This window comes from Bradyrhizobium sp. (genome assembly GCF_049798375.1).
In the GTDB taxonomy this organism is placed as follows: Bacteria; Pseudomonadota; Alphaproteobacteria; order Rhizobiales; family Xanthobacteraceae; genus Bradyrhizobium.
Genome location: NZ_JBARGP010000581.1, coordinates 1 through 11,039 on the forward strand (window position 1 = coordinate 1; position 11,039 = coordinate 11,039).

An 11,039-nucleotide genomic window follows, 5' to 3' on the forward strand; every position below is an offset into this window, starting at 1 on the left:
ATGGTGGGCCGTGCGGTCATGACGCCTCGCGGGATCGGGAGCAGCTGATGCGTTCTCCCTAATCCCACGTAGTGGCGTCATGCTTCGATACGGAGCGAACTGTCGAATGGCCGTAGACCTGCGATCAGCCGGCTGCTCTTTCGATAGCCGGTAGGGTGGGCAAAGCGTAAGCGTGCCCACCATTCGGAGCGACGGTCTTGACGGTGGGCACGCTACGCTTTGCCCACCCTGCGAACTGTGGCCTCGTCACGAAATGACGAGGCTATCGAACTAGTTCGCCGGCATGCTCTTCTCGACCAGGCGGACCCAGAACGAGGCGCCGGTGGCGAGCACGTTGTCGTTGAAGCGATAGGCCGGGTGGTGCAGCTCGGCGCCCTCGCCGGTTCCGATGAAGACGAAGGCGCCGGGGCGCTCCTGCAGCATGAACGAGAAATCCTCGCCGCCCATCCGCGGCAGCGCCCGCTCGTCGACGCGCTCCGTCCCGGAGATGTCGCGCGCCACTTCGGCCGCGAAGGCGGCCTCGCGGGCATGGTTCATCGTCACCGGATACATCCGCGCGTAGACCGTCTTGGCGCTGCCGCCATAGGCCCGCGCGGTGGCGTCGGCGACCTCGGCGATGCGCTTCTCGCAGAGATCGCGGATCTCCGGATGCAAGGTGCGCACCGTGCCCTTCATCTCGACCGTCTCCGGGATGACGTTGAAGGCCGTGCCGCCGTGAATGGCGCAGACCGAGATCACGGCCGATTGCAGCGGATCGACATTGCGCGCAACGATCGACTGCAGCGCATTGACGATCTGCGCCGCGATCAGGATGCTGTCGACCGCCTTGTGCGGGCCGGAGCCGCCATGGCCGCCCTTGCCGGTGACCGTGATCTCGATCGCGTCCGCAGACGCCAGCATGGCGCCGTGCGAGAGCGAGAAATTGCCCTCCGGCAGTCCCGGCATGTTGTGCATGCCATAGACCTCCTGAACGCCCCAGCGGGTCATCAACCCGTCGTCGACCATGGCCTTGCCGCCGGCGCCGCCTTCCTCCGCGGGCTGGAAGATCACCACCACGGTGCCGTCGAAATTGCGCGTCTCGGCGAGATGCTTGGCCGCGCCCAACAGCATGGTGGTGTGGCCGTCATGGCCGCAGGCATGCATCACGCCCGGATTCTTGGAGGCGAACGGCAGGCCCGAGGCCTCCAGGATCGGCAGCGCATCCATGTCGGCGCGCAGGCCGATGGTCCTGCCGGAGGCCGCGTTGCGGCCGCGGATCACGCCGACCACGCCGGTGCGGCCGATGCCGGTGACGACCTCGTCGCAGCCGAAGGCACGCAGCCTGTCGGCGACCACGCCGGCGGTGCGATGCACCTCGTAGAGCAGTTCGGGGTTCTCGTGGAAATCGTGGCGCCACGCGGTCATCTCGTCGGAGAGCGCGGCAATGCTGTTGATGACGGGCATGAGGAGAAACGAACTCGCTGTGTGAAAAGGAGAGGCATGTGCGAACCAGGACTATTGCCTGCTCACCGCGCCTTAGCAAGATCGCTGGAAGCAAGTTCCGGGCCGTCAGGCTTCCGCTGCAGTTGACCAGGGCGGGGTCGCGCCGACGAAGCCGCGCCAGGCCTCGCGCAGCGGCGCCTCCACGCCGTTCATGGCGTGCGCCTGCCAGCCAGTAATCGCCGCGGCCGCGATGGCGCCCTCGGTGCTCTCAGAGCCGAGGCCGGCGAGCAGCCGGTTCGTGGTCGCCATGTCGTTGTACAGGCCGAGCCGCTCCTGCAGGCGGGCGAGCCTGCGGGCGTATTTTTTGGCGGCTTTGCGGTCGCCATAGAGCGGCAGCAGGAAGTCGACGCTATAGCGCAGCTTCTTCAGCGCCAACCGCAGCTCATGGCGCCGCTCCGCTGTCTGCGACTTGAAATGCCGGCCACGCTTCAGCACCTTGGCATGCCGTGCCTGCAGCACGATGGCGGCGAAATCGATCGCGGGCAGAGCCAGTTGCCCGAGCGTCTCCGGCGAGACGTCGCTGCGCCAGCCGCGCGTCTCGATCCATTCGCCGAGACCAAGCAGGAAGCCGGTCGCGCGGGCACCCGCCAGCGCGGAGCGGATCCGGCGATAGGCGTTGGTGCGATGCCGCTCGGCGATCTCACGGAGCGCCGTGAAGCCGCCGAGCGAGGCGCAGGCTTGCGCCACGACCGGCAAGGTCTCGGTCTGGAACACGTCCCAGTCGCGCGCGGCCGAAAGGCTCTGTGCGAGCCAGCGCGCGTCCGAGCGCAGGCTCTCGAGCCGGCTGCGGGCGCCGATCGCATGCATCAATTGCAGCGCGGCGCGCAGGCGGCGCAGCGCCACGCGCAACTGGTGCACGCCTTCGACATCGCGGCCGTCCTCGGCCGCCGGAATCGCCTGCAACAGATGGCCGAAGCAGCTCCGCAGCACGATCGCAAAACTCTCGTCGAGCGAGACTGCCGGATCGAGCTCGAGTTTGCGCGGCTTCTCGGCGCCGGGCGCGCGGTCGGTCGCGAGATCGAAGCCGCGTGCGGATTTGGCATGGATCGACGGACGCACCGCGCCGTGCTCGGCGAGCCGCCGCGCGATCTCGTAGATCGCCGCCGTGCTGCCGCTCTTCAGCTCGAGCTCGATCTCGTTGACAGGCATCGTGCGCTCGCCCGCGGTGATGACGCCGTGATCGAACGCGACCTCGACCGTGCCGGTCGGCAGATCGAGCATGCGCTGATGACGATGAATGTCGGTGACGAACACGGTCTCGAGCCGGTCCGGCGTCAGCCCCTCGCGCAGCCTCTCCGGGACGAACGGCAGCGCTAGCGCAAGGTCCGGCTCGAGCGACGGCACGCTCGCCTCCCACTCGCCACGCCGCAGCGGGTCGTCGGTCTCTTGGGTCTTGATGGTTTGCACGAAGCGGTTGCCGATCTGCCGGACCCGCAGGGACAAGCCGTTGCGCCACAGCAGGCGCTTGCGGGTGTCGTAGTAAGCCGATTTCAGATGTCGCCGCGTGCCCTTGTTGCGCGCGTGCGCCGATATGACCGGAGCATCGTCGAAATCACCGAGGCGTCCGGGGGCGACCAGCAGCTTGAGCTCGATCTCGTTGCCCGGCGGCACCTCAGGGAGCACGATCGCGGCGGGTGCTGATGCGAGTGATGGCATCTCCGACGGCGGCGTCGCCGGCTCCCGGTGAATGTCGAGCGCAGCCGAAGCGTCGAGGCCGTTGCGCGTCGCGGCGGCCGACACGCGGCCAAGCCCGACAGCGAGGCGCCCATTGCCGCGGACCAACGCAGTCGCATCAGAGTCCCGCATCTTGTCCATCTATAACAGTTTTATGACAGTGTCTGACCATAGCCGACGCGGTGTGGAAGCGACAGGGGGGATGCAAACGGTTCCGGCTGCGGCCATCCTTGCATAAATGCGGCCGCGCGGCTTGATTTTCCTCAAGCCGTCCATGGCAATAGACCACGTGCTCGGAGCGGCCTGCGACCGATCTGCGCGAACACTGTTTCAAATAAATGTGCTGATGGCGGCTCCCGCGCTGTGCGCGGTCCGTCAGATCGCCTTCAGGCCGAGCCAGCCGGTATAAAGACCGACCAGCACGATCAACATCGCCGACGCATAAGGCGCCTGGCGGGCGTAGTGGCTGAAGCCGCTCCAGCGCCGTTCGATGTGGCGCAGGCTGAGCGCTGCGAGCACGCCGGCGGACACCATGGTGATGGCGAGCCCGATGCCGAAGCACACGACCAGCGTGAAGCCGAGGCTGAATTGCTTGAGTTGCAGGCACAGCAGCAGCACGGTGATCGCTGCCGGGCAGGGGATCAGTCCGCCGGTGAGACCAAACAGCACGATCTGCCAGGTGGTGACGCTACGGCCCGCGAAGCGCTTGCGAATGTCGGCGGCATGCGCGCGGGCGTGCGCGTCGTCCTCGTCACCGAGATTCATGTGCGAATGATCGTGCTCCTCGAACACGGCAGTGGATATCTCGCCGCGCAGCGACAGCCTTGCTTCGAAGGCGTGCGGCTCGGGGATTTCATCGGCGCTTTCGAGGTAGCCGGCTTTCGCAATGAAACCGAAAGTCTGGCTGGTGGCGTCGTCCCTGATGGTGTCCAGACTAATTTCTTCCGGCGTCGGCAACGCGCCGCTCTCGCTTTCGATCCGGAAGTGCGGCGGCACGCCGTCCTCGAAGATCGACAGCATCAGCATCCCATTGCGGGTTGCGATCCGCTGCGCCTCGGCATGATGATGGTGATGATCATGCTCGGCGTTCTGCTCGCGCCAGGTTCGCCATGCCATCCAGATCGCGACGCCGATGATGATAACGGCGGAGGCGATCTGGAAATACGCCTCGCTTTGCTCGCCATTCCATTGGCGGCCGAAATACAATCCAGCGAGCGCGACCAGCCAAACGATCGCGGTGTGCGAGACGGTGGCGGAAAGCCCGAGCAGGGTGGCCTGCAGCACGGTGCCGCGGATCGCGATGATGAAGGCGGCCATCATCGTCTTGGAGTGGCCAGGCTCGAGTCCATGCAACGCGCCGAGCAGGATCGCGCTCGGCACGAACAGCCACGCGTTGGCGGTGCTCTGCTGCAGAAGCTGGGCGATATCGGTCATCGTTTCACTTCAGATAGGTCCGAATTACATCGATCAGGTCGGCCGCACCCTGGGCCTTGTCGGCGTCCTTCTCGCGGGCGGGGTCGACGACGTGATGGCGGATGTGGTCTTCCAGCAGCTCGGCGGTGAGGCCGTTGACGGCGCCGCGCACCGAGGCCACCAGCATCAGCACGTCGGTGCAGCCGAGCTCGGCTTCCAGCGCGCGCTCGACCGCCTCGATCTGTCCCTTGATGCGCCTGACCCGGCCGATCAGCTTCGATTTGTGCTTGATGGTGTGCGACATGATCGTAACATAGGGGGGTACCCTATAGAAGGCAAGCGCAAGCACGGCTTGCTGCTGCCGCGGAGCGGCAGTCACGCCGGCGCCGGAAAACTAGCCACGAAGGCGCGCGCGAACATGGCTCAGTAAAGCCCGCCGGTCCCGGGTCGCATGACGGCGCCGGCATCCGGCGCTGCGACCTGCGCACCAGGTGCTCGGTCGGGGTCGGTTGCGCTCAGCGCCGAATAACCATCCGGCGGCGCCGTGCCCGGCTTGAAGGGCTCGAGGATCGTGCCGTTGTTCTGGCCGGGGCCGGCACGCATGCCGGTCTTGGCGTCGACACGCACCAGCTTGATGCCGGCAGGAATCTTGAACGGGGTCGCCGGCTTGTCAGCGAGCGCGAGCTTCATGAAGTCGTGCGCGATCGGGACCGAAATGTAGGCGGCCTGCGCCTGCTTGCCGCTGCCGAGGCTGCGGGGCTTATCGTAGCCCACATAGAGCCCAACGACGAGGTCCGGCGAGTAGCCGATGAACCACACATCCTTGGCTTCGTTGGTGGTGCCGGTCTTGCCGGCGATCGGCTTGCCGATATCGCGCATCCGTGCGGCTGTGCCGAACTGAACCACGCCTTCCATCATTTCGGTGATCTGGTAGTCGGTCATCGGGTCCAGCACCTGCTCGCGATGGTCGACCAACTCCGGCTCAGGCTGATTGTGCCAGCCATCGGAGGCGTCGCAGCCGCGGCATTCACGGGCATCGTGCTTGAATATCGTATGGCCGTAACGGTCCTGGATACGGTCGATCAGGGTCGACTTCACCCGGCGGCCGCCATTGGCGATCATCGAATAGGCCGTGACCATTTTCATGACAGTGGTTTCGCCGGTGCCGAGCGAGTAGGACAAATAGTTCGGCAGTTCGTCATAGATGCCGAAGCGCTTGGCATATTCCGAGATCAGCGGCATGCCGATATCCTGCGCCAGCCGCACGGTCACCGTATTCAGCGACAACTCCAGGGCGCGGCGCAAGGTGGTCGGCCCCAGATTGTTCTCGCTGGCGGAGAAGTTTTCCGGGCGCCAGATTCCAGCGCCGGGGCCTTGATCGATCTCGATCGGCGCCGCGAGCACTTGAGTCGACGGCGTATAGCCATTGTCGAGCGCAGCCGAATAGACGATCGGCTTGAACGACGAGCCCGGCTGCCGATAGGCTTGGGTGGCGCGGTTGAACTGGCTCTGGTCGAAGGAGAAGCCGCCGACCATCGCGACCACGCGTCCCGTGTTCGGTTCCATCGCCACCATCGCGCCGGACACTTCGGGCACCTGCTCGAGCCGGTACTGACCGCTGACGGGCTTACCCTCGCGGTACAGCGGGTCGGCATAAATTACGTCTCCCGCCTGCAACACCTGCGCCACCGACGTCGGCGTCCTGGCGTGCGATGCCGCGGAGGCGGAAGTCCCGGGGGCAGCCTTGGCCCATTTGACGCCATCCAGCGGAATCAAGCCGATCTCGCGATCCTTGCTGAGGGCGCCGCCGAACTCGCGAGCGGGCTGGAACCCGATCCGTGCCGCTTGCTCGGAGACCTGGAGCACCACCGCCATTCGCCATGGCGAGATATCGGCAAGCGACTTCACCTCGGCGAGCTTGACGCCCCAGTCGTCGGAGATGTCGAGCTTGCTGACCGGCCCGCGATAGCCCTGCTGCTCGTCATATTTCACTAGGCCGGCCACCATGGCCTTGCGCGCCATGACCTGGATCTTGGGATCGAGCGTGGTGTGGACCGACAGGCCGCCTTCATAGAGCTTTTTCTCGCCATAGCGCTCGAACAGGTCACGGCGCACTTCCTCGGCAAAATATTCGCCGGCGAAACGGTGTGCGCTGTTGGAACGGGTGGCGATGTCGATCGGTTCCTTGCGGGCCTTGTCGGCATCAGCCTTGCTGATCCAGCCGTTCTCCTGCAGGCGGTCGACCACGTAGTTGCGCCGCTCGATCGCGCGGTCATGGTTGCGGACCGGATTGAGGCTTCCCGGCATCTTCGGCAGCGCCGCGAGATAGGCGGCTTCCGCGATGGTGAGTTCGTTCACCGACTTGTCGAAATAGGTCAGCGCGGCCGCGGCAATGCCGTAGGAGCCGGAGCCGAGATAGATCTCGTTCAGATAGAGTTCGAGGATTTTGTCCTTGGAATAGGCACGCTCGATGCGCATCGCCAGCAAGGCTTCCTTGATCTTGCGGGTGAACGAGACCTCGTTGGTCAGCAGGAAATTCTTGGCGACCTGCTGGGTGATGGTCGACGCCCCCTGCGGGCGGCGGTCCGAGCCGAAATTCTGAATGTAGAGCAGCCCCGCGCGCGCCATGCCGGAAAAGTCGACGCCGCCATGCTCGTAGAAGTTCTTGTCCTCGGCTGCGAGGAACGCATTGATCACGAGTTTCGGCACCGCCTGGATCGGCAAATAGAGGCGACGCTCTCTGGCATATTCACCGACCAGCGAGCCATCCGCGGCGTGCACGCGGGTCATCACCGGCGGCTCGTATTTTTGCAACTGCGTATAGTCCGGCAGGTCCTTCGAGACATGCCAGACCAGGACGGCGACCGCAGCGGCTCCGGCCAGGAACAGCACGGTTCCAGTCGCAAACAGGAAGCCCAGAAAACGTCCGATCATCCGCATGGGAAAATTCTCTCGCAACGGGGGTGAACCGTTGACTTCAGCCGGCGCGAAGCACCTTGGGGGCGCGTTATAGTGCTGTCGCTGCGGCCGAACTAGGGCTTGGACGTCGGCCGCGCAGTTGTGGCCCGCCGCCAAAGGGCTTGTAACGGTTCGAAAATTGCCGGTGGCGCAACTTCCCATCTAAGAGCGCAGGGGTGCGCGAAAACACCGCAGCTGCTGTTGCAGGTATGATACTCTTCTGCTACTTTGAGGTGCGCGCCTCATTTTGCGGGCTGCAGCGGATCGTCGTGGCATCGTTCGCAGATCGCGGATGGCGCAGCGGTTTTCATGCAGCAGCCTGACAGCGGGACGGGGTGTGCACCCGAACGACACAACACCATAACAAATGCTGCAATGTTCTGGCCTCGACAGAAGGGCCAGGCACCAAAATGGGGAGGGAGTTTCATGAAGCGTATCGTCGCTGCCGGTGTGTCCGCCGTATTCGCGGTTGCCTTCGGCCTTGGCTCGGCACAGGCGGCCGACAAGAAGGTGCTAGCCTTCGTGGTCAACGGCGCCTCCGACTTCTGGAAGATCGCCGAAGCCGGCGTGAAGAAGGCACAGGGCGAGCTGCCCAAATACGATCTGCAGTTCAAATATCCGGAGCAGGCGGCTGCCGCCGTGCAGCAGCGCATCCTCGACGATCTCGTCGCGGCCGGTGCGGCCGGCATCATGGTCAGCGCGGTCGACCCCAAGAACGAGACCGAGGAGCTGAACAAGATCGCCTCCCAGTCGGTGCTGTTCACCACGGATTCCGACGCGCCGCAGTCGAAGCGCGTCGCCTATATCGGCTCCTCCAATACCGATCTCGGCAAGGAAGCCGGCAAGCTGATGCTGAAGGCGTTGCCGAACGGCGGCAAGTGTGTCGGCTTCGTCGGCCTGCCCGGCGCCGACAATGCGCGTGAACGCATCGAAGGCGTCAAGGAGGCTATCAAGGGCTCCAAGGTCGAGCTTACAGACGTTCGCGGCGACGAGATCGACCAGACCCGCGCCAAGCGCAACGTCGAGGACGTCCTCGCCGCCAACCCGGATGTGAGCTGCCTGGTCGGCTTCTACTCCTACAACACCCCGCGCATCTATGAGGTGCTGAAGGAGGCCGGCAAGCTCAACAAGATCAAGGTCATCGGCTTTGACGAGGATCCGATCACGCTCGGCGGCGTCAAGGAAGGCGCCATCGTCGGCACCGTCGTGCAGCAGCCGTTCGAGTGGGGCTATCAGGGCATGAAGCTGATGGCGAAGTATATCGAGGGCGACAAGTCGGGCGTCCCGGCCAACGGCATCATCATCGTGCCCGGCAAGGTGATCGAGAAGGCAAACGTCGACGAGTTCATGAACCAGATGAAGCAGATGCTGAAAAAGTAGCGATCTGTCTTTAACGGAGGAGCGTGAGGGCTGGCCTCATGGTGCGAGACGCACGGCGTTCTATGCTATGCGTCAACTGCCAGATGCCCGCCCGTCGCGCTCCTCGCCATGACGGTCTGGTCGTCGCCGCAAAAAGATCCTCATCCCGAGGAGCCCGCCCAGGCGGTCGCCTCGATGGATGGCTGCGGAGAAGCTGCCGGGTTTGTTCGACCAGCTGCGATCGCCGGGCCGTCCCCGGTGACGCTCTGACTGTGAAGTGCTGCTTCCAATGCCTGAGCCGTTTCTCGAACTGGTCGATATCAGCAAGGACTATCCCGGCGTGGTCGCGCTCGACCGCGTCAGTTTCTCTGTTTCGCCGGGCGAAGTGATCGCGCTGGTCGGCGAGAATGGCGCGGGCAAATCGACCCTGATGCGCGTGCTCGGCGGCGTGGTCGCGCCGAGCGGCGGCGTCATCCGCATCGACGGCATCGAACGCCGCTCGCTCGACGTGACCGATGCGATCAAGGCGGGCATCGCCTTCGTGCATCAAGAGCTGAATTTATTCGACAATCTCGACGTCGCGGCCAATGTCTTCATCGGCCGCGAGCCGGTCTATGGCGGGCCGCTGCGGCTGGTCGACCGCAAACGTCTCCATGCCCAGGTGCAGCCGCTGCTCGACCGCCTGGGCGTGGAGTTCGCGCCGGATACGCTGCTGGCCGATTTGTCGCTGGCACAGCGCCAGCTCGTCGAGATCATGAAAGCGCTGTCGCTGAATGCGCGTCTCGTCATCATGGATGAGCCGACCTCGAGCCTGACCTTGTCGGAGACCGAGCGGCTGCTGCGTGTCATCGCCGGCCTCAAGGCCGAGGGCGTCAGCATCATCTTCATCACCCATCGCCTCAACGAGGTGGTGCAATGCGCCGACCGCGCCGTGGTGCTGCGTGACGGGCACATGGTCGGCGCGCTGACGCGAGCCGAGCTTTCGCCCGCGGCGATGATCCGGCTGATGATCGGGCGCGATCTCAAATCGCTCTACGTGCCGCCGGCGGCGCCGCCCGGCGAGGCCGTGCTCGACATCGTCGACGCCGTGACCGACACCTATCCGGAGAGCGCGGTCAGCCTGCAGGTCCGGCGCGGCGAAATTCTCGGTCTGGCCGGCCTGATCGGCTCCGGGCGCACTGAGCTTGCCCGGGCCATCTTTGGCGTCGACCGCCTGCAGCGCGGCGCGATCCGGCTCGACGGCGAACCGATCCAGCTCACGAGCCCGCGCGCGGCGATCGCACAGGGCATCTATCTGATCCCGGAGGATCGCAAGGGCTGCGGCCTGCTGCTCGATCTGTCGATCGCCGAGAACATCTCGCTGCCCGACCTCACCTCGTATCTACGGCTGTGGCTGGTGGATACCGCGCGCGAGACCGAAAATGCGAAGAGCCAACGCGAGCGCCTCAAGATCCGCGCACCCGACGTGGCGACGACAGCCGGCGCGCTGTCGGGCGGCAATCAGCAGAAGGTCGTGCTGGCCAAATGGCTATCGATGCGGCCGAAGGTCCTGATCTTCGACGAGCCGACCCGCGGCATCGACGTCGGCGCCAAGCAGGAGATCTACGACATGCTGCGCCGTCTCACCGATGCGGGTGTCGCCGTCCTGATGATATCGAGCGACATGGAAGAGGTGATCGGCGTGAGTGACCGGATTGCGGTGATGCACGAGGGCGCGATTTCAGGCTTCCTGGAGCGCAGCCAGTTCAGCGAACACAACGTGCTGCAGCTGGCTGTCGGCCAGGCAGTGTAGGCGAGGAAACAAGTGCAGAAAAAAGATCTCAGCCTGCTGATCCTGATCCTGGTGGTCGGCGCCGTTGTTGCTTTCATCAATCCGCGGTTCCTGCTCGCCGGCAACCTCTCCAACACCGCCAATCAGGTCGGGCTGTTCGGCATCTTCTCGATCGGCGAGGCCTGCGTCATCATCATCGGCGGCATCGAGCTGTCGGTCGGCTCGGTGATCGCGCTGCTCGGCGTGCTGTTCATCGACCTGATCGTCAACCGCAACGTCGATTGGGTCGCCGCCTTCGCGCTGATCATCGCCGGCGGACTCGTGATCGGCGTGATCCATGGCCTGCTCGTCACCAAGATGAAGATCCAGCCCTTCGTGGTCA

8 protein-coding genes are annotated in these 11,039 nt (G+C 64.7%); 3 read left to right on the plus strand and 5 right to left on the minus strand.

Annotated elements, in window-relative coordinates:
- Positions 1-270: 270 nt before the first annotated feature.
- From WA702_RS23335 to WA702_RS23355, 5 genes are all read right to left on the minus strand, one after another.
- On the minus strand, positions 271-1,443 hold the full coding sequence (locus WA702_RS23335) for a M20 aminoacylase family protein (protein WP_425112921.1): 1,173 nt from the start codon (positions 1,441-1,443) through the stop codon (positions 271-273).
- A 105-nt stretch (positions 1,444-1,548) separates the two neighbouring features.
- On the minus strand, positions 1,549-3,288 hold the full coding sequence (locus tag WA702_RS23340; RefSeq protein ID WP_425112922.1) for a CHAD domain-containing protein: 1,740 nt from the start codon (positions 3,286-3,288) through the stop codon (positions 1,549-1,551).
- Between the two features lie 243 nt (positions 3,289-3,531).
- A complete protein-coding gene (locus WA702_RS23345; RefSeq protein WP_425112923.1) occupies positions 3,532-4,590 on the minus strand; it encodes a nickel/cobalt efflux transporter in 1,059 nt (352 codons plus the stop codon).
- A gap of 4 nt (positions 4,591-4,594) precedes the next feature.
- Complete coding sequence (locus WA702_RS23350) at positions 4,595-4,873, minus strand: metal/formaldehyde-sensitive transcriptional repressor (protein WP_425112928.1); 279 nt, start codon at positions 4,871-4,873, stop codon at positions 4,595-4,597.
- 119 nt (positions 4,874-4,992) lie between these two features.
- Complete coding sequence (locus WA702_RS23355; protein ID WP_425112924.1) at positions 4,993-7,509, minus strand: penicillin-binding protein 1A; 2,517 nt, start codon at positions 7,507-7,509, stop codon at positions 4,993-4,995.
- A 444-nt stretch (positions 7,510-7,953) separates the two neighbouring features.
- On the opposite strand from WA702_RS23355, the gene WA702_RS23360 reads away from it, so the two are divergent.
- The 3 genes from WA702_RS23360 to WA702_RS23370 all read left to right on the plus strand — a co-directional run.
- The gene (locus WA702_RS23360; protein WP_425112925.1) at positions 7,954-8,907 is read left to right on the plus strand and encodes a sugar-binding protein; all 954 of its coding nucleotides are present in this window, start codon (positions 7,954-7,956) and stop codon (positions 8,905-8,907) included.
- A gap of 268 nt (positions 8,908-9,175) precedes the next feature.
- Positions 9,176-10,678 (plus strand): sugar ABC transporter ATP-binding protein, encoded by a 1,503-nt coding sequence (locus WA702_RS23365; RefSeq protein WP_425112926.1) that lies wholly within the window; start codon positions 9,176-9,178, stop codon positions 10,676-10,678.
- Between the two features lie 12 nt (positions 10,679-10,690).
- Positions 10,691-11,039: ABC transporter permease (locus tag WA702_RS23370; protein ID WP_425112927.1), on the plus strand; the 349-nt coding region annotated here is incomplete at its 3' end.

What these genes read in the sequence shown, in the direction of transcription:
- WA702_RS23335 (WP_425112921.1), bottom strand. Translation starts at nt 1,443, where the DNA reads ATGCCCGTCATCAACAGCATTGCCGCGCTCTCCGACGAGATGACCGCG.
- WA702_RS23340 (WP_425112922.1), bottom strand. Translation starts at nt 3,288, where the DNA reads ATGCGGGACTCTGATGCGACTGCGTTGGTCCGCGGCAATGGGCGCCTC.
- WA702_RS23345 (WP_425112923.1), bottom strand. Translation starts at nt 4,590, where the DNA reads ATGACCGATATCGCCCAGCTTCTGCAGCAGAGCACCGCCAACGCGTGG.
- WA702_RS23350 (WP_425112928.1), bottom strand. Translation starts at nt 4,873, where the DNA reads ATGTCGCACACCATCAAGCACAAATCGAAGCTGATCGGCCGGGTCAGG.
- WA702_RS23355 (WP_425112924.1), bottom strand. Translation starts at nt 7,509, where the DNA reads ATGCGGATGATCGGACGTTTTCTGGGCTTCCTGTTTGCGACTGGAACC.
- WA702_RS23360 (WP_425112925.1), top strand. Translation starts at nt 7,954, where the DNA reads ATGAAGCGTATCGTCGCTGCCGGTGTGTCCGCCGTATTCGCGGTTGCC.
- WA702_RS23365 (WP_425112926.1), top strand. Translation starts at nt 9,176, where the DNA reads ATGCCTGAGCCGTTTCTCGAACTGGTCGATATCAGCAAGGACTATCCC.